Annotated in this window: 18 protein-coding genes and 3 pseudogenes; 6 read left to right on the forward strand and 15 right to left on the reverse strand. The window is 48.6% G+C overall.

Annotated features, from left to right (window positions below):
- The first annotated feature begins 274 nt into the window (after positions 1 to 274).
- Positions 275 to 1,312, forward strand: a complete 1,038-nt coding sequence (gene porQ, locus IPN95_18035) for a type IX secretion system protein PorQ (GenBank protein ID MBK9451270.1) — start codon at positions 275 to 277, stop codon at positions 1,310 to 1,312.
- Between the two features lie 150 nt (positions 1,313 to 1,462).
- Here porQ and ppsA read toward each other — a convergent pair whose 3' ends face one another.
- Both ppsA and IPN95_18045 read right to left on the reverse strand, forming a co-directional pair.
- Complete coding sequence (ppsA, locus tag IPN95_18040) at positions 1,463 to 3,901, reverse strand: phosphoenolpyruvate synthase (GenBank protein MBK9451271.1); 2,439 nt, start codon at positions 3,899 to 3,901, stop codon at positions 1,463 to 1,465.
- A gap of 289 nt (positions 3,902 to 4,190) precedes the next feature.
- Positions 4,191 to 5,492 (reverse strand): citrate synthase, encoded by a 1,302-nt coding sequence (locus tag IPN95_18045; GenBank protein ID MBK9451272.1) that lies wholly within the window; start codon positions 5,490 to 5,492, stop codon positions 4,191 to 4,193.
- A gap of 224 nt (positions 5,493 to 5,716) precedes the next feature.
- Here IPN95_18045 and IPN95_18050 point away from each other — a divergent pair, with 224 nt between their 5' ends.
- Together IPN95_18050 and IPN95_18055 are read left to right on the forward strand one after the other, a co-directional pair.
- Positions 5,717 to 6,070 (forward strand): hypothetical protein, encoded by a 354-nt coding sequence (locus IPN95_18050; protein MBK9451273.1) that lies wholly within the window; start codon positions 5,717 to 5,719, stop codon positions 6,068 to 6,070.
- On the forward strand, positions 6,028 to 6,765 hold the full coding sequence (locus IPN95_18055; GenBank protein MBK9451274.1) for a hypothetical protein: 738 nt from the start codon (positions 6,028 to 6,030) through the stop codon (positions 6,763 to 6,765). Before IPN95_18050 ends, IPN95_18055 begins: the two co-directional genes overlap by 43 nt.
- A 191-nt stretch (positions 6,766 to 6,956) precedes the next feature.
- On the opposite strand, the gene IPN95_18060 is transcribed toward IPN95_18055, so the two are convergent.
- The 4 genes from IPN95_18060 to IPN95_18075 form a co-directional block, all read right to left on the reverse strand.
- A complete protein-coding gene (locus IPN95_18060) occupies positions 6,957 to 7,508 on the reverse strand; it encodes a transposase (GenBank protein MBK9451275.1) in 552 nt (183 codons plus the stop codon).
- 253 nt (positions 7,509 to 7,761) lie between these two features.
- The gene (locus IPN95_18065; protein ID MBK9451276.1) at positions 7,762 to 9,165 is read right to left on the reverse strand and encodes a B12-binding domain-containing radical SAM protein; all 1,404 of its coding nucleotides are present in this window, start codon (positions 9,163 to 9,165) and stop codon (positions 7,762 to 7,764) included.
- Positions 9,162 to 10,091, reverse strand: coding sequence for a methyltransferase domain-containing protein (locus tag IPN95_18070; protein ID MBK9451277.1), 930 nt, complete (start codon positions 10,089 to 10,091; stop codon positions 9,162 to 9,164). Before IPN95_18070 ends, IPN95_18065 begins: the two co-directional genes overlap by 4 nt.
- A 103-nt stretch (positions 10,092 to 10,194) precedes the next feature.
- Positions 10,195 to 12,678 (reverse strand): hypothetical protein, encoded by a 2,484-nt coding sequence (locus IPN95_18075; GenBank protein MBK9451278.1) that lies wholly within the window; start codon positions 12,676 to 12,678, stop codon positions 10,195 to 10,197.
- Between the two features lie 318 nt (positions 12,679 to 12,996).
- Here IPN95_18075 and IPN95_18080 point away from each other — a divergent pair, with 318 nt between their 5' ends.
- Entirely contained in the window at positions 12,997 to 13,323 is a 327-nt protein-coding gene (locus IPN95_18080; protein ID MBK9451279.1) for a hypothetical protein, read from the forward strand.
- Between the two features lie 50 nt (positions 13,324 to 13,373).
- Positions 13,374 to 14,591, forward strand: a complete 1,218-nt coding sequence (gene ltrA, locus IPN95_18085) for a group II intron reverse transcriptase/maturase (protein MBK9451280.1) — start codon at positions 13,374 to 13,376, stop codon at positions 14,589 to 14,591.
- 50 nt (positions 14,592 to 14,641) lie between these two features.
- Here ltrA and IPN95_18090 read toward each other — a convergent pair whose 3' ends face one another.
- From IPN95_18090 to IPN95_18130, 9 genes and pseudogenes are all read right to left on the reverse strand, one after another.
- Complete coding sequence (locus IPN95_18090; protein ID MBK9451281.1) at positions 14,642 to 14,920, reverse strand: hypothetical protein; 279 nt, start codon at positions 14,918 to 14,920, stop codon at positions 14,642 to 14,644.
- Positions 14,921 to 14,936: 16 nt separating this feature from the next.
- A complete protein-coding gene (locus tag IPN95_18095; GenBank protein MBK9451282.1) occupies positions 14,937 to 15,089 on the reverse strand; it encodes a hypothetical protein in 153 nt (50 codons plus the stop codon).
- A gap of 361 nt (positions 15,090 to 15,450) precedes the next feature.
- The gene (locus IPN95_18100; GenBank protein ID MBK9451283.1) at positions 15,451 to 17,130 is read right to left on the reverse strand and encodes a hypothetical protein; all 1,680 of its coding nucleotides are present in this window, start codon (positions 17,128 to 17,130) and stop codon (positions 15,451 to 15,453) included.
- 350 nt (positions 17,131 to 17,480) lie between these two features.
- Entirely contained in the window at positions 17,481 to 18,509 is a 1,029-nt protein-coding gene (locus IPN95_18105) for an alpha/beta hydrolase (GenBank protein MBK9451284.1), read from the reverse strand.
- Positions 18,510 to 18,596: 87 nt separating this feature from the next.
- Positions 18,597 to 19,731: pseudogene (locus IPN95_18110) on the reverse strand (hypothetical protein).
- 135 nt (positions 19,732 to 19,866) lie between these two features.
- Positions 19,867 to 20,615 (reverse strand): annotated as a pseudogene (gene rluF / locus IPN95_18115) (23S rRNA pseudouridine(2604) synthase RluF).
- 318 nt (positions 20,616 to 20,933) lie between these two features.
- Positions 20,934 to 24,309 (reverse strand): annotated as a pseudogene (locus IPN95_18120) (SNF2 helicase associated domain-containing protein).
- A gap of 33 nt (positions 24,310 to 24,342) precedes the next feature.
- Positions 24,343 to 24,813 carry a hypothetical protein gene (locus tag IPN95_18125; protein ID MBK9451285.1) on the reverse strand — a complete coding sequence of 157 codons (471 nt, stop codon included), beginning with the start codon at positions 24,811 to 24,813 and terminating at the stop codon, positions 24,343 to 24,345.
- Complete coding sequence (locus tag IPN95_18130) at positions 24,777 to 25,214, reverse strand: DUF4348 domain-containing protein (GenBank protein ID MBK9451286.1); 438 nt, start codon at positions 25,212 to 25,214, stop codon at positions 24,777 to 24,779. Before IPN95_18130 ends, IPN95_18125 begins: the two co-directional genes overlap by 37 nt.
- Positions 25,215 to 25,305: 91 nt before the next feature.
- Between IPN95_18130 and IPN95_18135 the strand changes: the two genes are divergently transcribed.
- On the forward strand, positions 25,306 to 25,713 hold the full coding sequence (locus tag IPN95_18135; GenBank protein MBK9451287.1) for a DUF2177 family protein: 408 nt from the start codon (positions 25,306 to 25,308) through the stop codon (positions 25,711 to 25,713).
- The last annotated feature ends 19 nt before the right edge of the window (positions 25,714 to 25,732 follow it).

A 25,732-nucleotide genomic window follows, 5' to 3' on the forward strand; every position in this document is an offset into this window, starting at 1 on the left:
GCTTGCGCGCCAAGAAAAAGCGCCCAAAAACGTTGTTCCTTGGGAGGAGATGAAATCAAGGATTCGTGGTCGGATATGATCTACGAGGTTCAAGATCGTCTGCTCGAACAACGACTGATAGAAGCCAAATAGAATTCAGAATCAGCATTTACTCCATTTTAACCAAATCTGCGGGCACTTTCGCGTCCACACCCATGCTCACACAAGGAGAAGCCGTCTTCATCCCTTCATTTTTGCATTCCCATCTTTGACAAATCCTCCCTATTTTAGCCTCGTGAAGAAATGGTCGCTTTTACTCCTCGCTTGCTTGCCTGTTTTGGTCAATGCCCAGATTGGTGGCAGGCATGTTTATGATTTCTTGAATCTGAGCCCTTCCGCCCGGATTTCATCCTTGGGAGGCGTGAACATTGCCACCTACGACCATGACCTGAACTATGCCTTGATGAATCCGGCGCTTGCGAACGACTCGATGCATCAATCCGTGTCCATGTCGGTAGCTAACTACCTGAGCGACATTACTTATGGCTACGCAGGGTACTCACATTCCTTTGAGAATGTCGGCAATTTCCACGGAGGAATCCAGTTTTTGAGCTACGGAAAGATGGTTGAAGCGGATGTCTATGGCAACCAAACCGGTCGTTTCTCTGCTTCGGACCTCGCCTTTGTGGTCGGTGGTGCGCGGCAAGTCGATCGTTTTCGCATCGGAACCAATCTGAAACTGATCAACTCCAACGTGAGCCGTTACCGTTCGCATTTTGCGATGGGCCTTGATCTCGGCGGCGCCTATGTCAGCGACAACGGACTTTTCACAGCAGGAATGGTCTTCCGGAACATGGGATTCAATCTGACGAAGTGGGAAACGCCGGACGGGGTGAATACGCCGCTGCCCTTCGAGATTCAAATCGGCATTTCGCAACGCCTGAAGCACATGCCGCTGCGTTTTTCCCTCACAACGACCAACTTGCAAACACCCAACTTGATTTACTACGACAAGGATGCGCCACCGCAAATCGACCTGAGCGGCGACACGATTGAAACCAAGTTTCCGGTAGTGGACAACTTGTTCCGCCACGCCGTTTTCGGCGCAGAATTTTTGATTTCCAAAGGTTTCAACCTGCGTGCCGGCTACAACCACATGCGTCGCCAAGAGCTCCGCAGCGCCAACCGCGGCGGCATCGCCGGATTTTCCTTTGGTGTTGGCATCAAGGTGAAGATGTTCCGCTTCGACTATTCCCTTGCAAGCTTCCACGCCGTCGGCCCGACGCATCAGTTTACCTTAGCGACGAACATCGGCAGTTTCAAGAAGAAGTAGCTTGAAATTCAGACACCGGTGAATTTGGTTCCTTCAGAAGCCAAACTTTCATGACTCGTTTTTCTTAAAATTCCGGGCACCTCGCCGAGCCACTTTACAGGAAGCGATCGTTGCTGATCCCTATTATTCTGGGACCTAATTGATGATAGATCAATCCATTGGGTGTATGATTTCCGGCTGCAGTTCCGATTCGGCCAAGGCGATATTTTCAATTCCTTTCAGCAGCGCATCGGCGTTGAACGAGATGCTGTCGATCCCGCAACGCACAAGGAATTTGGCATACGCCGGATAATCGCTGGGTGCTTGTCCGCAGAGACCGATTTTGATGTTGGCGGCTCGGGCTTTTTGGATCGCCATTTCGATGAGGCGCATCACGGCGGGGTCAAACGGGCTGAAAATTTCGCTGAGCAACTCCGAGTCCCGGTCTGCTCCCAAGGTGAGCTGTGTCAGGTCATTGGAACCGATGGAAAACCCGTCGAAATGCTCGGCGAATTCCGTTGCCAAGATCGCATTGCTCGGGATCTCCACCATCATGTAGCGTTCCAAGCCCTTTTCTCCGCGCCGCAAGCCTTGCTCGTCCATGATCTGATTGACCTTCAGGGCCTCATCGACCGTGCGGCAAAATGGAATCATCAATTTCACGTTGGTGAATCCCATTTCCTCGCGCACCACCTTCATCGCCTTGCATTCCATCTCGAATCCTTCCCGGTAGAGCGGATGATAATACCGCGAAGCCCCTCTGAACCCGATCATCGGATTTTCCTCATTCGGCTCGAACTGCTTGCCGCCCAATAGGTTGGCGTATTCGTTGCTTTTGAAATCGCTCATGCGCACGATCACATCCTTGGGGTAGAATGCCGCGGCGATCACCGCTGTTGCCTCTGCCAATCGCTGGACAAAAAACTCCTTTTTGTCGGGATAGGCATGTGTTTTGGCCTCAATTTCGGACTTCACGGCTTGGTCTTCGAGTTTGTCAAAGTGATGCAACGCCATCGGATGAATGCCAATCGCATTGTTGATGATAAACTCCATCCGCATCAAGCCGACACCCGCATTGGGCAATTGCGCGAACTGGAAAGCTTTGCTGGGATGCCCCAAAATGAGCATCGGCTGTGTCCTGGGCAACTTCACATTGCTGATATCGGTAGTCTTCTCGGTCCATTCGAGTTTTCCTTCCAATACCGAGCCCGAATCGCCCTCGGCCGCATTGACTGTGATCCACTGTCCGGTCTGAATGCTGCTTGTGGCATTGCCGGTACCCACCACAGCCACCGCGCCCATCTCACGGGCCACAATGGCAGCATGGGAGGTTGGCCCGCCTTGGTCGGTGACAATGGCGGCTGCTTTCATCAAGACGGGATCCCAATCTGGATCGGTGCGGCAGGTCACCAAGATTTCGTCGGCCTGCAAGAGGTCGATTTCGGACGGGGATTGCAGAATCCTCGCTTTTCCACTTGTGATGCGATTGCCGAGGCCGACACCTTTGCAGAGCACTTTTCCTTTGGTTTTCAGCTCATATTCGGTGTACAAGCGCGTCTTCCCTTTTTGGCTGTGCACGGTTTCCGGTCTTGCCTGAACGATGAAAAACTCATTCGTGATGCCATCCTTGGCCCATTCGATGTCCATGTGGCAACCATAGTGCTGCTCGATGGCCTTCCCCCAGAGTGCCAAATCGCGAATTTCGTCGTCTTGTAGCACGAACTTCTGCCGCATTTCCAATGACGTTTCGATGTTTTGTATTGCGCTTTCAGGACGCCTGAGATCCCAACTTTCGACAGGGGTGTAGACCATGGTCAATTCCTTGCTTCCAAGCTTCCGGGAAATGATCGGGCGGTTTACGTCTCCTGCCAATTCCTTGAAAACCAGCCATTCATCAGAATTTACATTCCCCTGCACAATGTTTTCTCCCAAGCCATACGAACCCGAGATGAGCACGACATTTTCAAAACCGGAGTCCGGGTCGAGCGTGAACATGACGCCCGAGCAGCCGAGATCCGAGCGCACCATGCGCTGGACACCCACAGAAAGGGCCACTTTTGCATGTTCAAACCCATTGTCGATGCGGTATTTGATGGCACGATCCGTGTAGAGCGAGGCAAAACATTGATGACAAGCTCGGATCAAAAGATCTTCGCCTTGCACATTGAGGTAAGTTTCCTGTTGTCCAGCGAAGCTTGCCGTGGGCAGGTCTTCGGCGGTGGCGCTGCTCCTTACTGCGAAAGATATCTCGGAACCGTATTCGCTGACCATGCGCTGAAATCCCTCGCGGATCGCCTGACGCACAGCTTCAGGCAATTCAAACTGTAACAGAAGCGCCCTACAATCTGCACCGACCGCTGCAAGATTGGAATAACCCACCGTATCAAGCTTGGCAAGGGCCGCATCGAGCTGCTGCTGAAGCCCGTTTACCTGGACAAAATCGCGGTATGCTTGGGCGCTCAGCACAAAACCATCCGGAACACGGATATGCGCCCCGCCAAGTTTCGAGAACATTTCTCCCAGGGAGGCATTTTTGCCCCCGACCAATCCAACGTCCTTTGACCCGATCTCCCCAAACCCGTAAGTGTATTTTTTTTCAGCTGTTACCATGACAAAGTCTTCCGTTTTGAAAACACCAACAAACGTCGACAGGATCTGTAAGCAACTGAATGACAATACTCAATGCCGGGAATAACATTGATCACTTTAATGCCTAAGGTGACGCATTCAAACAACGGCAGGGTTCGGGTCGGATGAATGCAAGCGTTCCACCATTTGCGCGCAACTTCCGACAGCAGAATGGCGATCAGACCCTTTCTTGGGTTTGGGAGATTGGGTTCCACCCAAAAAGAAAAGTCCCGCTTGCGGCGGGACCTTCCTGAAAGAAAAACTTCTTTTCTTAGCGGTTTTCGATAGAGACGAAAGGCCGTGAGGTGTGGCCGGTGTAGATCTGACGTGGGCGACCGATTGGTTCGCCGCCTTCACGCATTTCTTTCCACTGTGCCATCCAGCCTGGGAGACGACCGAGGGCAAACATGACCGTGAACATTTCGGTTGGGATGCCCAAAGCGCGGTAGATGATGCCGCTGTAGAAGTCCACGTTGGGGTACAATTTGCGCTCCTTGAAGTAGTCGTCGCTGAGGGCGGCTTCTTCGAGGCCTTTTGCAATCTCGAGCACAGGATCATTGATGCCCAATTTGCCGAGAATCTTGTCACATGCCACTTTGATGATTCGGGCACGTGGGTCAAAATTCTTGTACACACGGTGACCGAAGCCCATGAGGCGGAAGTCGTCGTTTTTGTCTTTTGCTTTGTTGATCCACTTGGCCGTATCGCCGCCGTCGGCTTTGATTTGCTCAAGCATTTCGATCACTTCCTGATTGGCACCGCCATGGAGCGGACCCCAGAGTGCGGTGATACCGGCTGCAATGCTGGCATACAGGTTGGCGTGGCTGGAACCGACGATACGCACGGTCGAGGTAGAGCAGTTTTGCTCGTGGTCGGCGTGGAGGATCAACAATGTGTTGAGTGCTTCGTTGACGATCGGATCCGGGGTGTATTCCTTGCCCATGCTACCGTACATCATCTGCAGGAAGCTGCCGACGTAGTCGAGGCGGTTGTCAGGCTGCAACAATTGTTCGCCACGACCTTTGCGGTAGATGGCGGCAGCGATGCCGGAGAAGTTGCCCATGATGCGGTCCATGGTGCGGGCCACTTTTTCTGGGGTAAAGTCGTCGTCGCTTGCAGGATACCAGCCGGAGAGTGCCAAGGTGGATGCAGACAGCATCGCCATCGGATGCAATGACTTTGGCATGGCGTTGATGAGGGCGCCCATTCCTTCTGGAATTGCATTTTGAGCCTTCAAGCCCAATTCGTGAGCGTGCAATTGCTCCTTTGTGGGCAATTCGCCGTTGACCAGCAGATATGCTACCTCGATGAACGATGCTTTTTCAGCAAGTTCTTCGATAGAGTAGCCGCGGTAATGCAAAATTCCGAGCTCACCATCCAAAAACGTGATGCCGCTCTGGCAAGCACCCGTGTTTTTGTAACCAGAATCCAAGGTCACGTAGCCCGTTTTGGCGCGCAATGGACCGATGTCAATCCCTTTTTCGTTTTCGGTGCCTACAACCACAGGAAAGGAGATGGTATTCTCCCCAAACTTCAGTTCCACCGTCTCATTCAACTCAGCTATCTTGGACATTTTCGTATCAGTATTTTATCGATTTTTATTTCAGGATTCTGTATAGTACGGGACTATGAAAGAAAACCCTGCAATTTAGTAATTCGGACCACATTACAATACATAAATCAATGCAATCAACTATTTTTTCAACCCATTAGCCGGTAAAAAGGTTTTCTGATTGTTCTCAAATTTTTGGAATCTGGCAGCCATCGGAGGGTATTGAATTTGTTTAACTTGCAGCAATGAAGCCCGAAAGGAAGGCATTTTTCAAAAAGTGGTTACGAAAATTGGCATGGTTGCCGATTTTGTTGCTGCTTTTTATCGCCTTGCTGGAGCTTTTTTACCGAAATCAATGGATTGATACCTACAAACGGGAACTGAATGCGCTGAATCCTGTTGAATTTTCTGTAAATCCGAAGAAAAGGGTGCTGGTCATGGGGGATTCCTTCTCTGCTGCGACAAATAGCTGGGTGGACGTGCTGCGAAAACGACATTCTGACTGGCAAATTGTCAATTCTGCAGTTCCCGGACCACGATTCTGCAAGCGAACCTCATGTTGGAGAACCGTTTGTCGGATTTCAAGCCTGACCTGCTGATTTATCAAATCTATGTGGGCAACGATCTTTTTGACCTTCGCTACCCGCTCAATTGGGGAGAAATCGGATTTTTCAGGAACCTTTATTGGGCGTTGGCAAATCGAATCCGGTCCTTGGCTTGGTTCAACTATGCCTTGGGACAATTCAAACGATCGGTGGCGCTGCCTGATTTTCAGCAAGGAAAGGTGGATGAAGGCGAATTTGATCCGGCCAAGTATTCGGAACGTGAGCGGTTGTATCTGAAGGCGGAGCCGGGAATGGTTGAAAATCAGGTTTTGCTGAAGGAAGGCCGGGAAATTGACATGGTGAAGTACGGCGGTTTGTTGAGCGAGTTCATCTACGCTGCTTTGGAGGCCGATTGTAAAGTGGTGTTGATGGTCATACCGCATTGCAGTCAGGTCCATCCGCGTTATCTCCATCGGTTGGAATTGTTGGGCGCCAAATTCGGAGAGCAGACTGCCATGGCTACCGAGGAATATCCGTTTCTGCGGGAATTGCGCGCAATTGTGGATGACAAGGCGGAGATTTTGAATCTATTGCCGGTGATGCAGGAGCGGGAAGCCGCCGGGCAGTCGATGTACTACCTGCACGATGCCCATTTGAATGATGCAGGGCAGGCAGTTGTGGCGGAGTTGGTGGAGCCCGTGGCCTCCGGCCACAGGGCTATCGACCGCACGCCTCCGGCGGAATTTTAAGTGGAAGAGAAGCTTGGATATAGACTGCCTACTGACAGACTTCGGCGAATTGCATTTGACTGATATCTAATTGGGCCATTGCAAAGTCGAAATTCCGCCGGAGGCGTGCGGTCGATCGGCGTTAGGGCCGGAGGCCCACGCCTCCAACGACTAGGGGCGGAGTCCCACGCCTCATTTGTCAGCCCTCGCCCCTAAAATGACTGGCCAATCAGGAAGTCTCCACGCTGAATCAGAAGCGGGCATTCTGGATTTGCGGAGGAGTGCAACCAATCTTCCGGCCGATGTACAAATCCTGCCCTCACGGGATTCATATGAATATAGCGTTCCTTTTGAAGATAGAAATGGTCAGTTTCGATTTGAACGGGATGATTGTCCCTTTCCCAAAATTGATAGCTTCCGTCGTTTTGTCGAACATGCGAAAGAAAGGTCAGTCGATCTTCAATGAATTCTCTTCGGCTTTCATTCGGATTCTCTCGAACCATTTTCATCAGTTTTTTGGCCGTAAAACTCTTGAAATTGGTCAAAACAGAGTTGAGATAACCCATTTCACAACCTGCTATCAAATGTAGGTGGTTCGTCATTAAGCAAAAGGAAAAAATACGCAGCCCTTTTTCCCTTTGGCAAAAATTGAGGTTCGATACAATTTCATCACGGTATTCTGAGCGGATGAATATGTCCGTCCAGCCGGCAACTTTCAATGTCACAAAGAAAATGCCTCCTTCTTGGCAGTATGGTGCTTTCATGAATCTGAATATTGGCTAAATATGTTTGCAAAGATACCAGCAATAAAGGCTAAATGCAAATTTTGATATCGATAGCCCCGTCCCGAGCCTCGGGACGGGGCTATCGACCGCACGCCTCCGGCGGAATTTTAAGTAGAAGGGAGGCGTGGATTGAGATGTCCTATTGATAGACTTCGGCGAATTGCATTTGACTAATATCTAGGTTTGCCATTGCAAAGTTGAAATTCCGCCGGAGGCGTGCTGTCGATCGGCGTTAGGGCCGGAGGCCCACGCCTCCAACACTTCCCATCCTGCGCTTCGCAACCCAAGCCTTCGCCCCCAGTTTCCAGGAATCCAGCAATTTCCCCTTCTTCCTCGCCTTCGCCGCATTCACCTTGTTCACCACATACCGCACCGCATGGTCGTAGTACACCCGCGGAAAGGTCCGCACAAAGTCCAAATCGCGGTCGGTGCTCGTTTCCCAATCCAGCTTTTCCAGCATTTGGGATTCGACTTCCTCGTACATCGGCGTGCCTTTGATCGGGTAGGCGACGGTGATCGTGAAAATATCAGGATCGCTGCTGATCAGGTGCTGAACCGTGTCTTCGATATCCTGCTCCGTTTCGCCGGGGTAGCCAAGCATGATGAATGTACCCGCTTCGATGCCGTGGGCTTGGCTCAGGTGGATCATGTCGCGCACCTGCGTCACCTGCACCCGCCTGTCCATGAGGTCGATCACGCGCTGCGAACCGCTTTCGGCGCCGATCCAGACGCGGAAACAGCCGGTTTGTTCCAAGAGTGCGACCACTTCCTCGTTCATGCGGTCGGCGCGGGTGATGCATTCGTAGCGAATCTCAATCCCCTTGAGCATCAGCTCCTCCGCGAATCCCGCCAACCATTTGTGGCTGATCGTGAAGACGTCGTCCACAAACCAAAACCCATCCACTTGATAGTTTTGCTGCATCCACGCCAATTCCTCGACGACCAATTTGGGCGAACGGCGGCGGTAACTCAAGCCATACACGGCCCGGCTGCACCATTTGCAGGTGTAGGGACAACCGCGCATCGTGCTCACGGAGGCCGTCGAATAGCCATGGCGTTCCTTCCAAGCGGCGAAATATTTGTTCAGGTCAATGGCTTTGCGGTCGGGCATCGGCAAGACGTCGATGTCCTTGATCTTTTCGCGTTCCTTGGTGCGCACGATTTCGCCACGCATGTTGATGAAGGCGATGCCGTCGATCGTGTCCAAAAACGGACTGAAGGCCGAATCCACTGAGGTGAGCAGGTCATACAGCGTCGTTTCGCCTTCGCCCAGAACGATAAAATCCGCTCCAGCACGCAAAAATGCCTCGTCGTGGTGCTTGACCTCGGGGCCGCCCAAGATGATGCGCGTATGCTTCAGCCGTTCCTCCGAGCGCACAAACCGGATGATTTCCAGGATGTTAAGCTTGGTCATCAGGTTCACGTACAACCCGAGGAAGGAAGGCCGTGCTTGCAACAAATATTCCTTGAAGGCGGATTTGGAGGAGAATGTCGTGTCAAAAACCTCTGAATCAAGGCTTTTTCGCTTGAGATAAGCATTCAGGTAGAGGATGCCCAACGGAGGGTAGGGCCGCATGATGGCCTGTTCCTTGGGATCGTCGGCCAAAAAGTAGCCATGTGAGAGCAGTATTTTCATCTCCGCCGAAAAGCTACCAAAAAATGATCGGAATACTTGGCAGGAAAACGCTTCGAATAGGCATTTGTCTCCCAGCGGTTCATTTTGACCAATAAATTCGGGCGTTTTGCAAAAAACGGATCCAAGTAGGAGGGGGGAAGGTAGGCGCCGACGGCCAACCTTCGTTCGGGGATCAGCGAACCCGACATGAGCCGATCGAATTTCGCAGGTGTATAATAATATGTATCCTGAAAGACGCCGTCGGCAAGTCGCGCCTTCACGGGGCCACGCTTGAAGCGTCGGAAGGCCTTTGCAGGCTGCAGCTTCGCCAGAAAATAAAGCGATTCCCAAGCACAAAACTTCCCCATGACCACGGCCACAAAATGTCCGCCGGGTTTGAGCAGCCTTCGAATCGTCGCCGCCGAAGCTTGAATCTCGGCCGCTGTCAAACAATTGAATCCCCCGAAATTGCTCAAAATCAGGTCGTAGCGTTCGTAGGGTAAGGTTTGGTCGAGCCCTTGGATGCCGGTTTGCAGCACCCTTATTCCCTTGCCGATGACTTTTTGAGTCGTTGCTTCGACCATTTCGGCGGAAAGGTCGGTGGCCGTGACGAGCAAACCTTGATTCGCCAGCCAAAGCGCATCCTCACCTGTGCCGCAGTTCAGTTCCAAAGCCGTCTGAGGCTTGGCGGTTTGGATCAATTCCTGCAAATACCGATGCGTGACAGCGCGTTGCATCCGACCGATCTGGGTTTCGGTGAATTCCAAGTCGTAGCCACGGGCCGTGGCATCAAAAGGCGTCGGTGTCAAATGTTCCTGCATGCGCTGTCGGCGAAGATAGGGCAGTCCGGTCGGTTGGGCAAGGGTCGGAAGGTTTTCGCAGGGTTGGAAAATCGATTCGCAGGGAAAAGAAAGTGAAAGGTCAATCTCAAAGCGATCAATGACCACGGACGCCAAAGTTCAATGAAATGTTTATGAGACACAACCTAGGGGAAACATTCAATGTGGTTCTTCAAGAGTCTCAACTCGTTACAAATATTATGAATATCAGCTATTCCGGTTTCCAAATATCTCCCCCTTGAAAGGCATTCATCCAATCTTCCAATAATTGAATAGTTTCTGACGAGTTGATATCAACTGAATAACCCAAAATATATAGCGTTCTCAGTAGCTCTAACTTATTATTTCCATATTTTGTTTCAAAATAGGTCTTCAAGTCAGCTCTATAAGTTTGGACGATTTCAGGTCGTTCGCTTAAAAGCGCAGCTAATAACAACCCTCTAGTTCGTAGGGCTTCCTTGGGTCCTTTATCCGCAGGAAAATCTGAATTATTATTAATTGTAACAACTTCAGTAAATGGCAAATCCTGGGTCAATGATTTAGTTAAAAATAGATCGTGGTCATATTTATTATTATTGACCGAATAGGGATCATTTACAATGAACCTGAGCGAATCCTTATTGACGACAGACAATATTCCGCGCACGCCCCTCATGCTAGAGGCAAAGTAAAAAATGAAATTAATTGAGCCATCAGGGGATCTGGATGCTTTGGTCTCTCCACAATATTCGTGAATATCAGACCAATAAAATTCCTCACCATAGGCAACGTTAATAATAGGTTTACCATTTCTTGAAGTAACAAGAACAATCCAATCGTTACACAGCCATGTGCCAATAAATGGGGCAATCTCTTCATTTATCACTGCATCCGATTTCGAGCTTGGACGTTTTGCTTGCAGTATAGGATCTACCTTTCCTATCTTTCCCTCAAATGTCGTTTTAATTCGTGGCCAATATTCATAAGTATGTGAACCTAAACTTCTCTCATGAGTCTTATGGTCTAGCTTTCCCTTAATTACCCATCGCATAGTGTCTGAACCAATCGTAAGTTTGATGTCTGAATTAATTTCAGTATCTCTTCTTCTTCCTGACCAATTGCTCTCAAATTTTCTGGAATATCCTCTTGGTTCAAGTATATTCTGGTTAGAATGCGCCTCCAAGGCCAATTTGGCGTCTTCGACTTCTTTCGGACATACCCAAGCATTTCCAACTGCAAAGCTTCTTGTAGTTACGACATCATAAGTTGAATAAGTTTCTTGCCTGGTGGATGAATGGTATAGCGTTTGATATTTACATCCGCCAGTTGTTTGTTCAGCGTAGAATAGGGCATTCTTTAGTCTTGTTAATTCAGATTTCCATTCGGAGTATGCTTTATATTCAATTTTATATTCTGGACTTTCCGTAAGGTCAGTCAGCACTTCTCTAGATACACACCAAGGGCCATCATATGTATATCTCCAACTGGTCAGATCTTCAATATCTTCAATAGCCCAAAATTGTGGTAAATTAGAATTCTCAGACCTTGTTAAGCGCCATGAAAAGCTTGGGTGGATAGGTAATAAACCCATTTCACTACATCCAAAATGTTTAAGATTCTTTATTTCTGGAATTGTATTCAGAAATGCATCACTTAGATTTATAGCTAAACCTATAGGATTTTGCCTATTTAGTGCTTCTTTTAAGAGAGAGGCTAACATTTTCTCAGCCGGATTCAAATCCGTTCTTTCTAATGCTTTTTTCAACAAGAGGAATAATGATTCATCTATGTTGCCATGCCAGGACTCATCTATATTACCTGAACTTCTTCTTAGCCACTGAATAGATTGGTATGTGGAATACATATTCGCGTGCTGTGTTCCCATTCTATGACTGATACTTCTTCTCAATTTGTAGCGCAGTGCTCCAGCTATCAAATCTATATCGTCGAGATATGTAAGTGTATCAACTCTATTCCTCCAAACATCATCGCAACGTTTTAGCAAATCTGTTGCACCCGGAGTAGGTGCTCCCCAATTATGTGGCCATAACTCATCAATAACTGGATTACAATCACATGCTTTAATAGCTGCTTCGGTTCGCTTCACAAGATCATCCCAAGAAACCAAACATTTGGTAAAAACCTCCGGTAATTGCCCTGAATACCAAAAAACATGGAATGCATCACCTTCGTGCGAAAACAATGCAACTTTATCTATTCCGGCTTCAATTAATGTAATAGGCACTCTAATAGTTTCCTCTATATTCTTGCCAATTTTATTAGGAATATATCCGATTACCTTACCTAAGACAATCCCTTTTGTTTCTAGAAGCTTTATTGGCCAATCAGAAGTTTTGTCCTTTCTATTTAATGCTGGGTAAACTTCGGTAAATAAAGAGCTATTTCCCCAACCAGAAGCCACAACGATCCCATTTTCTATGATATCCATTCCAGTATATGAAAATATTTGAGACCTAGCTACATAAGTAGAACTGATCCCATCATAGTCCCAACAGCCCGACCAGCCATCCCAATACGATCTGCTTTGGAGAATGGGGTCTTTAGCTATTGTGCCAATTTTTGTTGGTGGACCCTCCCAGGAAGACTCCAACGCAATCATCCATTTAGGTGGCTTTTGAGCCAAAGTCTGCTCAAAAAAACTAATGAAAATGAATATTACCAACAGTATACTTATTTGCAATTTCGTACTTGCCATTTCCTATCCATTTAATCGTCAATGCATTAAACATTATATGAATTTAGGATTTAATGTGCACAATGCAATGCTTGTCAGAAATTTTGCAGGAGTTTTTGACACGAGATGTCGTGTGTCCTGATAAGTTTCATACATGATGAAGGAAGTTTTTGAAATAGAACTTGGCCCTTTGGGGCGGCTTGCAGGAGCTGCCCGAAACCACCTTGGGCGGCATTGGTCAAAAGCCCTTGTCGTGAGCGTCAAGGAAAAACACCCGGCTTGGGTGAAGGTGTGCGTAGTGGAGACGAATGTGAATGAACCACTGATGAAGCGTCGAAAGTGTCAACAGATGACATCAAAACGGGGCTTGACATCAGCTCCCCGATGAGTACTGCGGGAACCTGTTTACTGGCAGTGCGGTGTCCGGCGTTTAGGTGGCGTGAACACTATGCGGGCGTGTATGGAAAACAGGAGAAACAGCCTTGCAATGCCAAGGGAAAAGGCGCGATCCCAGAAAGAGAGGCCGTAAGTACCAATGTGCATGGCTGTGGCGGACCGCATCGTAGTAGCGTTGAAGCCTTGGAAACTTGGTGGAGCGAAGGGTGCGGCCTTTTCGGTCTCCAAGCCCTGACAACTGCAAAAGCAGGAGGATCAGGATGGAAGTGACCAGACCGATTCCAATCACCAGAATGATGGTGATGGAGGCTTACAAGCGGGTGAAGGCGAACAGGGGCAGTGCAGGAGTCGACGGCGAAAGCCTCGAGATGTTCGAGGCGAACCTGAAGGACAACCTGTACAAGATCTGGAACCGCCTGACCTCGGGGAGTTACTTCCCACCTGCGGTGAAGGCCGTGCCGATACCAAAGGCAGGGGGAAAAGTGAGGGTATTGGGTGTGCCGACCGTTGCCGACAGGGTGGCACAAATGGTTGTGAAGCAAATCTTGGAACCAAGGCTGGAAGCGGTCTTTCACCCAAGTTCATTCGGCTACCGACCACGCAAAGGGGCAAAAGATGCGCTGGAGCAAGTGAGGCGGAACTGCTGGAAGTTCGGATGGGTGATCGACCTTGACATCAGGGCGTTCTTTGACGAGCTAGACCACGAGTTGCTGTTCAAGGCATTGGAACGGCATGTGAGCGAGAAGTGGATGTTGCTGTATGTTGGGCGATGGTTAAAGGCGGAAATGGAAGAAGCCGACGGGACAAGGACAGCGCGTGACAAGGGTACACCGCAAGGTGGCGTAATCAGTCCGTTGCTGGCCAACCTGTTCCTACACTATGCATTCGACAAGTGGATGGAACAAGAATGCCCCGAACTGCCTTTCGAGCGTTACGCCGACGACATCATCGTCCACTGCAACACGCTGGAACAGGCCGAGCAAACCCTAGCCCTCATACGGGCGAGGATGGAGGCCTGCCGACTCGTGCTGCACCCAGACAAGACGCGCATCGTCCATTGCAAGCAACGCAATCGCGTGGAGGATTACCCAGTCGTGAGCTTTGACTTCCTAGGTTACACGTTCAAGCCCCAAAAGGTGAAAACCAAGGACGGGCGCACGAGCCTAGGGTTCGGGCCATCGGTGAGCAAGGGAGCAATGTCCAAGATGAATGCCAAGATCAAGGAGATCGGGATACATCGGCGGACGGGTTCGACCTTGCAATCACTGGCCGACAGGATAAATCCCATGCTGCGCGGATGGCTGAACTACTTCACGCTCTACCGCAAGCACGACGTGAGGCCGATCTTGTACAATCTGGAAAATCGGCTGCTAGGCTGGGCCCGCAACCGCCACAAGCGGTTGCACGGCTCCTTCAAGCGCGCTGCAAACTGGTTCACAAGACGCTATGTCGAAAACCCGCGATTGTTTGCCCATTGGACAGCAGGCTTCACCCCGACCCATGTAAGCCAGAGGTTACGAAAAGGAAGAGCCGTATGAGTCGAGAGGTTCAAGTACGGTTCTGTGAGAGGGTGGGAGTGAATTATTTTTCACTTCTGCTCTACTCGACCAAAAGCCAATCTTTCTTGGATCACATGCGAGTACGTGTACGCGCAGGGAAGGTCCCCATACCAAGCCGTTTTGCGTTGCGTGAGAATCTTGCGCCCGAAAATGGTCAATTCGTCTTGTTCCCAGGGAAGGGTCGTCAGCAGCGTCGCCAAAAATTGGGCTGCCTCCTCCTTCGAAAAAATGACGCCATGGTCCACGACGATACCGTCACTTGGCAAGCAGTTGGCGACTTCATTTTCGGGTGAATGGAACAACAACATGTCCGAAAATAATGAATTATCCCTTCACGCGTTTTTTTTCGGTGTCGGCGTTGCCGCTGTTGTGTTTGCGATGGTCAACCAAGCTCTTGCCAAAGCGGTAGTTGAAGGTGCAAGCCGATACGCTGTCAAATCCTAACGCTACACCTATTTTTGCGACTTTCTCACTCACTTTTTTACAAAATACTCGTAACCATAGGCCAAACTCGTATCGACGGATTGCGCAATCAATATGGGGTATGGCGTATGGTTACTTGCATGGAAGAATCAATGAACTACAAACAGGAATATGAGTATCCCGTGACCAGACGAAAAGGACATTGGTTACGCAAGATAAGATTTAGTCGGCCCCTGGAGTGATCGCCATTTAAGGTTCAGTTCTTAAACGCCGACTATGTGCATTATGCTCCCTTCCCAGATCTTATTTGATAGAGAGGAAGCTCGCATGTCTGCCCATAAAGCGTTCCGATCGTCAAGAGAAAAAATAAGCTTATTGCAATTTTCATTGGATCAATGTTTAAGTGAATGTGCTTCTATTTTATTTTCAACCCAAATACTTCCATTTTTTCCTCATCAAAAAACAAGAACCCGTATTTAGGAGACCAAATTCCCAAAAGGGTGGACCTTGTGTTAAAAGGGATTCCGATCTGTTCACCATACAGGTTTGCATTTAGAGTGTAAATTTGGTTTTCCTTCTTTATTTTGAACATCGTGTTGTTATTTGGTTCTTTCCAAATAGCAATATCATCACCAGAGATCGTAATTGGTGATATGTTACTAGAACGGTCTAGTCGAGAGACAGAGAAATCCTTGTTCAAGCCATCCAATGTATGAGAATGATATTTGTTGGAAGAAGTATCATTTGGTAGATGACTAATACGCCAGTTATTATTTATTATTTCAATCCTGCTAAAGAAATACTTTCTATAATAAATAATTTGAGGGGCTCGGTCAACCATATTGTTTTGCCAGAATGTTTTCGGAGCTTTTGGACGCGTAAAAAAGGTGTAGCTTTCTTCTTTAAGTGCAGCTCTTGAGGTAATTGATTTTTTCTGGAGGTCTATGTTAATAATATGAAAATAGGAAGAATCATTGTTGGTTTTTTGAACTGCAGTAAGAATCATTTTTCCAGGCTCCGAAAACAACTCCATATGCCCGCTGGAATAATCCGGATCGGAGATATCATTTCCAATGATCGATTTTAGCGTATCTTTTAATGCAACTATTGAGTAAACATATTTTTTATACTCGGGTGTGAGGACCTCAAGTTGCACCGTATCGTTGAAGGTTGTTACTACGCAAAACTCTCCATTGTTCATGACCTTGATATCATCTATTCCAGCAAATGAAGCATATTCGTTCAATACATCGATGTTCATTTGTGAAGAAAGATCTATCAATTCATATTTGCCCGTGTAGGGTATAAAGGCGGAAGATTTCAGAATGGCCCGTTGCCCATCTTTCATAAAAGTCATGAAGTTATCGAGGTAAAACTCCTTGTTCTGAAGCAATCTCCCCTCACGGGCCAATTGCAGCGAGCAATACTCTGCATTACCATAAGGCAACGAAAAATGGAAAACATATTCATACAATGAAAGATCAGAAGGGATAGTTGTCCGCAATTCAGGCTTTACGGCCATGTATAGATCATTTATCACCTGTTGCTCAAACTGTTGCTTTAATAGTTTTAGCTTGGGATTGACCTCTGCAAGCTCATTCAGAAAAGCAATTGCAAAATGATCAGCAATATTTTCCCATTCAGAACTGTTTCCCCTTAGATTGTTGGCCTCAGAATAATAGTGCCCCAATTCATGCGCCATAATAACCATGATGGTATAATTGCCAACCATGTAGGCATCCTTGCCTTTTGGAAATGCTTTTTTTAAATTCCATGAGCTATCGGCTATCAGATTTGACCAATTTTGCCAATATAAATATCCCTGCTCCTGTTGTGACATCAATTCGGTCTGTATAATTCGTTCGTCATTAGTCATAGATATCGGCTTCAAATAATCTTGTTTCTCAAGGCGCGGCCTGGGCTTGTTTAGTTTCCATCCGGCCATTTCATAACAGCGCTGTATATCCAGAAAAAGTGAATCCGTTTGACCCTTTTCCAAGTCAGACAATACCTCTTTCGACATGGAAGGGGTCACGGATACTTGTCCAAAACAAGCCGTTACTGACATAAACAAAACAAAAACATACTTTTTCATGGTCACCAATTGGTTGATTTCAAAGCTACTCCAAGGAAAACGTGTCTCTACACCGAAGAGACGGACCAAATTGTAAAAAGTCAATTTAGGCTCGTAATTATAGCAATAGTATGTGATAAAAGCAATCAAAATAGTCGATAATTGGAAGCCCTTCAGCGATTACTTGATCTCTCCCTTGTCCCATGATACAATTGAAATTTGTGGTTTCACTCTCTTCAACTTACACAATGCTCCAAATGTAGCTGCAGGATTTTGGGTAGCGGATTCTATTCTGCCAAATGGGTGGATTTGTCTGCGAATTGGGGATTGGCATGTGAAGCCCGTGACGAAAGTGATTGGCGGCCATCCCCCTACCTCAAGAACTCCCGAATCGCCTGAATGTACAAATCGGGTTGCTCGGTGGGGATCGAATGCCCCGCTGAGGGGATCACCTTCAGTTGGGCATTGGGAAACAGCTCCAGATATTCCTGCGCATATCCCCAAGGTTGGTTGTCGCATTGACCTTTCAGAAGCAGCAGCGGCACCTTGTTGCCTTGGAGTTTTGTCCGCTGATCTTGAACATTTGCAAAGCTGTGGACGGTCATGATGCTGGCATAATATCCGCCGCCCGAATTGCCGGGCAGGGCATTGGCGGTATCGCAAACCGTTGATTTGTTGAGTTCATGGCCGAGTTTTGCATTGAATTCATCGGCCTCGGCATCCGTCGCCAATTTGCTTTCAAATGCAAACGCCCACCATTCGACAACTTTGCTGCGGAAATTGGCCACCTTGAGATTGCCTTCACGGTTGGTGACGAGGGGATTGCGCAAGTACAAGCTGTCGGGTGCAGGGATTTCGGCGAGTTTCTTTCGGATGGGCAAGATAGGTCCGGGGCCTGTGAGAATCAGCTTTTCGACCTGCTCGGGAAATGCCGCAAAGAATTGCATGGCGAGGATGGCACCCCAACTTTGGCCGATCAGAATCACCTTGGACGCCCCGATCTGTTTGACAATGGCCTCCAAATCATGGCGATGACGGTCCACGGTGTATTCCGCAATATCCTCCAGGCGTGCAGAATGTCCGCTGCCTATTTGATCATAGAAATAGAGGTCATAACCATCGTCAGTCAGGGGAGCAAGCGCCGAGATAGCCAAGTCACTGATGCATCCACCTGGTCCGCCATGCAGGTAAATGATCGGGCTGGAATGGGTGTTTTCGCTTGCCTTCAGATGCGTATAGCCGATGCGGGAGCCTGTCGGGAGTTCCCAAAATGCCGTGCCGGGTCTTGGCTGAAAAGCAGCAACATCGTATGCGCGCGGATAGAAGGCGAGCAAGGCGAATACGGTCAGCGTCAGCAGCAAGCCAAACAAAATGCCATTGCGGAGATTCCTTTTTTTCATACGCTGAAATCTTGGCGGATGGCGGACAACATCAACTGTTTGGAGTTTTGGATTGTATTCCTGATTGACAGCCGGATACGCAAGGGATCATGCTTTCTCCCGCGTCCCATCATACAATTCAAACTTGTGGAAACGGCATTCGATGCCGCCATTGAGCAGCGGAATTTTTTTGTTGGCGCGGAGGCCGATGCGTTTGATGGCCGCGGTATTTCCGCTCAATACCCAGGCATCGAAGCCCTTGTAATGCTGTTTGAGTGTATCGCCCAATAGTTTGTAGAAGCCTTCGATTTCTTCGATTTCCATGCGTTCCCCATACGGCGGATTGGTCACGAGCAGGCCCCCGCCCGCAGGCGGACGTGCATCCACGAAGTCTTGGCAGCGCACTTGCACATGCCCCTTCAGGCCTGCGCGTTCGATATTGCGGCGCGCACTTTCCACGGTTTCCGCATCGACATCCGACCCGGAGATGATGCCCAAAGGTGGATGAATCCGCTCTCTCGCTTCTGCGACCGTCATAATCTGCCCATCGCTGAAAACCAAAGCCTTCGCGGCACAATCCCGGTGCCAAATCCATCGCAATTCCTGCCGCTTCGATCAGCAAAGTTCCCGAACCGCACATCGGATCGATGAAATTGGTTTTGCCATTCCATCCGGTTAACAACACCATTCCGGCAGCCGTAATTTCATTGAGGGGTGCCTCGTTTTTCTCCAATCGGTAGCCGCGTTTATGCAGGGAATCGCCACTTGCATCGAGCGCAAAGATGATTTCGGAGTCGTGAATATGGAGGTTGATCCGCAATGTGGGATTCTCCAAATCGACCGAAGGCCGTTCGCGTTGCCGGTCCACAAATTGATCCGCGATCGCATCTTTGGCCTTCATGGCTGCAAACAAGCTGTGTTGAAACAATTCGCCACTTGCGATGCAATCAATGGCAAATGTGTCGCGCACCGTCATATAATCCGACCACCGGATATGGTAGGCGCGTTTGTACAGGTCGCTCGCGTTGTAGGCGGTCGCATAATGTATGGGCACCAGGATGCGCAAGGCGGTCCGCAACCAAAGGTGGGCCCTGTACAGCAAAGTTTTGTCTCCGCGAAACGACACTGCACGGCGCATCACTTGGATATCAATTCCGCCAAGGGACCAAATCTCGTCGGCGAGCACATCTTCAAAGCCGGCCAAGGTCTTCGCGACCATCTCAAATTTACCTTCAGGTACCATGCGGGCAAAGGTAAGGAAAGATTTTGGCCATGTTGCTGCGCCATGAAAATTGGCCACGAAGGCACGAAGACACGAAGAAAAGAGCGCTGACCTTTGTGTCTTCGTGCCTTCGTGGCAAAACTCAGAACAATAGGATCACTCCAACTCGTCGTCGGCTGTTTTGGCGCTGTCCTCGACCAAGCCATACAAGTCCTGCACTTCCTTTTCGGTGAGGTGGCGCCATTGTCCGATGGCCGTGTCGAGCCGGATGTTCATGATGCGCACACGCTTGAGTTTGGTGACTTCGTAGCCCAAATATTCACTCATCCGCCGAATTTGACGGTTTAATCCCTGCGTGAGGATGATCATAAACTGGAATTTGCCGGTTTGTTCGACCACACAATTGCGGGTGACGGTATCCAAAATCGGGACGCCATTGCGCATTTATGGAGGAATTCCGGCGTGATCGGCTTGTCCACCGTAACGATGTATTCCTTTTCGTGGTGGTTGCGCGCCCGCAGGATTTTATTGACAATATCGCCGTCGCTCGTGAGGAAAATCAGCCCTTCGCTGGGTTTATCGAGGCGCCCGATGGGGAAAATGCGCTTCGGATAATTGATAAAATCGATGATATTGTTGCGTTCGACCTTGGTGTCGGTGGTGCAAACGATGCCGATGGGTTTGTTGAATGCCAGGTAAACATGTTTTTCCTTGGGCGGCGAAATGAGTTTGCCATCCACACGCACGACGTCACCCGCCACGATTTTGGTGCCCATTTCCGGAACCACGCCATTGATGGTCACGCGGCGCTGTTCGATCAACTTGTCAGCCGCCCTTCGCGAACAAAATCCGGCTTCGCTCAGGAATTTATTAATCCTCGTGGTCGTGGTATCGTCCTTTTCCATGTCTCAACCGCGCGTAAACATCGTTTTCATGCAGCAAGATTCGGGAATTTGAGCGGGGAATGCAAGGTGGGGGAGTGGGATGTCGTTATCCATGTCAGGTTCAATTTTGCAGACATGATTCCATCGAAGGAGTTCTCTCGAGTCCCGTTTTGGATGTCTTTGACGCATCAAGGCCGATTTTCAAGTTTCGTTTCTGCACGATCAAATGGTCTGGTCACCCTGGCACCAACACAATCCAATATCGCTTGGTGTCTTGGTGCCTTGGTGGCAAATCTGCTCGCGCTATAGACTAACAAATCGGCAATTCTCAAGTGCCCCTCACCCCAACATCTCCAACAACTCCTCCTGCGTCAGCGACTTCAAAATCTCTTCATCCGTGCGAATCAGCTCACTCCCGAGGCGGAATTTCTTCTCCTGAAGGAGCATGATTTTTTCCTCGACTGTGCTTGGGCAAATGAGCTTGACGGCGACGACATTTTTCTTTTGGCCGATGCGGTAGCAGCGGTCGATGGCTTGGTTTTCCACCGCCGGATTCCACCAAGGATCAACGAGATAGACGTAGTCGGCCTCCGTGAGGTTCAGGCCGATGCCGCCTGCTTTGAGGCTGATGAGGAAGACGCGTACTGTATCATTTCCCTGGAAAAGATTGACGGTTTCTGCGCGGTTTTTCGTCTGTCCCGTGAGGTAGGCGAAGGGAATATTGTGGGCCTCCAATTCCTTTTTGATGAGGTCGAGCATCGAGACAAACTGCGAAAAGACGAGGATCTTGTGCTGCGCGGATTTGCTCGTGATCTGCTCCATCAAGACCTCGATTTTGGAGGAAACTTCGCCTTCGAGGTTGCCGTCTTTCAAGATATTGGGCGAATCGCAAATCTGCCGAAGTTTGGTCAAGCCTTTTAGGAAATACATTGCCGGTTTGGAGATATTGTCGGAGCGTTTTTTGGAGTTTTTGTGCAGCAGCATTTCGCGGACTTCGGCTGCGGCATCGTCATACAATTTGCGCTGAACCGACCCCATTTCGCAGTAAGCACCATTTCTGTTTTTTCGGAAGCTCCTGCGCGACTTGTTGTTTGGTTCGCCGCAAGACGAACGGATGAATGATCCGTTGCAGGCGGTTGGATTTGCCGCCGTCTTCGTGGTGGTCGATCGGATTGGAATAGATGTTTTTGAAATAGGTTTTCGTTCCCAACAAACCTGGACAAGCAAAAGAAAGTTGCCCATAAATATCGTACGTATTGTTTTCGAAGGGTGTTCCGGTGAGCGCAATTTTGTTGCGTGAGCGCAAGAGCCGTACGAGTTTATAGCGCTGTGATTCAGGGTTTTTGATGGCTTGGGATTCGTCGAGAATGATGTAGTTAAATGTGAATTTGCGCAACAATTCAATGTCGGAATTGAGCATGCCATACGTCGTCAGAATGATTTCGTAATCATTCATTTCGGTCGCATCTTTGAGCTTGTTTGCGCCGTAATTGGTGAAGATTTTGATGCTCGGCCCAAACCTTTCCACCTCAGCCTGCCAATTAAAGAGCAGCGAAGTGGGCACGACAATCAAGTTTGTATTTTGTTTGCGCTTTTGTCGTTGCAGCAAAATGAGTGCAATGATTTGTACCGTTTTGCCCAAGCCCATGTCGTCGGCAAGGCAGGCGCCAAAGTTGAATTCGTCGAGGAAATTGAGCCAATTGAGTCCCTGTTTTTGGTAGTCACGGAGCGTTCCTTGGAGCTCGGAAGGAACGGGCACCGGCTTGATGCCAGAAAAATCCTTGAATTTTTGGGTGTAAAATTGAATTTCATTGTGCGCCTCGACATCCAATACTTCCTGCCCAAACAGCTCGTTGATTTCCATAAAACGGCTTTTGGGGATCACAATGGACTCATCCGCAATTTCACCGGATTGGAAATAGTCTGCAAATTTTTGCATCCATTCGGCAGGTAAAATTCCGACCGTGCCATCGTCGAGCTGTACAAATTTGGATTTGTTCTTGACCGATTTGTGCACCTGTTTGAGCGATGCGTTTTGATTGCCGAATTGTACCTTCACCTTGGCATCGAACCAGTCGGTGTCGCTTGTGACTTGCACACTGACTTTGCCCTTGTTCATGTTGAGCTTGTTCTTGCTCAAAGCGTTGAATCCGAGGATGGTAATGCCTTGGTTGCGCCATTCTTCAAAGACATCGAGGAACCAATTTTCGTCGAGAAATTTGGATTTGTGGAGATAAAAATATTCGTGCTCCGCGAGTTGATCTTCAAATTCAATGTGCTGCCGTAGGAGGACGGAGGTGAATTGAATTTCCAATTCGTTGTTGCGCTCGATTTTGAAGGAGCGACCGCGTGCGTCGGTATCGAAAATTTGTTGGCGCGAAAATACGGCAATTTCGACGTTGCCATATTTGACGACCGGGGTGATGTAAACGTAGTTTTTTTCTTCGGTCAGGTAAATGATTTTTTCGATGCTTTGATCGATTTGCAATTCCGCGATTTGTTTCGGCGTTACGGTTTTGATGAAGGAATAATTGACATCGAGTTTGATTTCCAGTTTGGCGAGAATATCCTTTCTAAATTCCTGGAATTTAGAAGGATGGATCAAAAGCTTGTGGTGATGCTTCCGGAAGAAGTCGATCACACGCAAGGTGTTGGGATCGCTCACCAAATTGAGTGTATTCCCCAGCAGGATAAAATGCTCGAATTTCAAGTCAATTTCTTCGAGCTTCCATGTCTTTCCCTTCACCCACAATTCGCCGGAAATTTCAAAAAATGGCTCCTTTTGCGCGACGGTCAGTTTGACTTCCATCGGAATGATCTGCAACAAAACAGGTGCAAGGGACTTCACTGAAATGTTGGTCGTGGCTGCTTCCTTGTGGTAAAATACCTCTAATTGCAGTGGATTTTTGGCAATGGCTTTGAGCACTTCAATGTTGGTCACCGCGTTGCGTGCACCGGCAGTCGCTTGGAATTTCGAAATGGCGATGTAGAATTTCGCCTCCTCGATGCTGTCGGTATTCCAAATCCGGTATTGTGGATCAACGGGATTGAAGGGCGCCTTGATTTTTCCATTGTTAGCCAATTGCGACTCATACAATTCGATGTGGAATTGGTCGCTGTAATACTTATGCGGACGGAACACGAGGATGGTGTTTGCAGTGGCATCCGCATCGTGCAAAATGGCTTCCGGGACGGACTTTTTCGGGATGAGTTGCTCCTCGAATTGCAGTTTGGTCGCCTCTGTCAAGGGCAGCATCTCCTTGATTTTTGGCGTAATGTGGAAATTGTTATGGGAATAATGGACCTCGAAGAATGCATCGAGATTCACTTCATTTTGCAGTCCATAATCTTTTGCAAATTCTTCCAGTTTTGTATTGCGCAGTGTGGAATCAAAGAATATTCGAAGTGCAGGACGATCCAAAATGTGACATAAAACTTCGCTTTGGTGTTTGCAGAGCGTTCGTTTGGGAGTCCGGCATGGGCAGGTGACCACCAATGTTGTTGCAGTTTGCACGACCGCAACGGTCGGATATTCCGCATACGCATTCGGAACAGAAAAGGCACCTGCATTCAGTTCAATATGCGTGGGCTGAATGTCGATAGCGCCGCGTTTGTAGGCAAAAATCCCTTCCGCGCTATGCTGCAAAATGTCTGGAAATCCCAGATTGTCAAACCTGAGATTTTCGAGGACATAATCTTGTGGGTGGTCATTCATGGTTGTTGTTGGGGAAATATCCCTTCAAATGCGTCAAGAAAGCAAACGTCCTGGGGTTTTTTGCTTCCCAAATGGATCGGATGTCCTGCTCCGTGTAAATGCCCAACAAGTTTCTCCCAGAGGAGGGGTTCTCCTTCCAAAAGTCCGGTCTGTGGTCAGTAGTTTGAACAAAAGGTCGCCAGCGTAATATCCGCCGTCAGCAAGTGCATTTCTTTCCAACAATTGAATCGCCACAGGAATGACGTAGGGTAGGCTGATCCGTTGACCGATCAAAACGCGGCAATCCTCGGCCGTGAAATAGCGCAGGGGAATCTTTCGGATGCGGTGGCAATTGATGACCAAACTTGTTTGGTACTCGGGTTCGCCCCAGTCACTTTTTTCCAATTCCGTGAGCGTACGGTCCATGTTGATGGCCATCAGCTTCTGCAGCTTTTTTACCTTGTCCTTTTTATCCTTTTTGCCCACGGTCAATTCGAATAGCTTCTTCTCAGCACCAAATACCATTTCCCGACCCGCCGCTCAAATTCGTAGTCATCGTAAATTCCGCTATCCGTACCTCGAATTTCCATACGGACAACAGTTGATTCTGTTTTGATTTCTTGCGTAACCGATTCGCCACCAATTGGCTCCAAGATTCCATTTTGATCGAATTTGAGCGGTTTCCAGGCCTTCTTTTCAATTTTGGTTGCTGTTGAAGTTTCCGTTTCGAGGCGAATGTCAATTTCATCCAATGGGAAAACGGTGCGCTTGAGTTGGAAATGTTTGGAGGCCCGGAAGCGGTCAAAGAATTCGTCAAAGGGTTCCAAAGCAAGATCGGGAACACGGGCAAAGTCCGTTTCAGCCGACATTTGGACGGGATTTCCGTGCTGCAATAAAATGAGCAATAAAAGGAACACGCTGCGCATGATTCGAAATTACGGAAAATTCAGCCTGCTTGGTGATTCCGGCTTTTGAACAAACGGCAGCTGTAGTTGGTTCATACAGAAATAGATTCGAATGCTCATCCTGAAGATTTTCCTCGCGTTTTTGCTGACATCCTTGGTCTTTTTTGCGATTGACTTGGTTTGGCTGGGTTTGATTGCCAAGGACTTTTACGCCAAAAACATGGGCGGATTGCTTTCGGAGAAGGTCAAATGGCCTGCGGCCCTTCTATTTTATTGCATTTACATCGCAGGGACTTTATTGTTTGTCGTGTATCCGGCCGTCGGGAAGGATGCGTGGCTGCAAGCGATGTACATGGGTGCCGCCTTGGGTTTTTTGTGTTACGCCACCTACGACTTGACGAGCTATGCCCTGATCAAGGACTTTCCGTTGAAGGTGGTGGTCGTGGATCTGATTTGGGGAACGGTTTTGACGGCGATGGTGAGTACTGCCGGGTTTTTTATTGTGCGGTGGTTGCAGTAGGCAATTCCAAAGGCCAATG

The organism is Bacteroidota bacterium, assembly GCA_016718825.1.
In the GTDB taxonomy this organism is placed as follows: domain Bacteria; phylum Bacteroidota; class Bacteroidia; order J057; family JADKCL01; genus JADKCL01.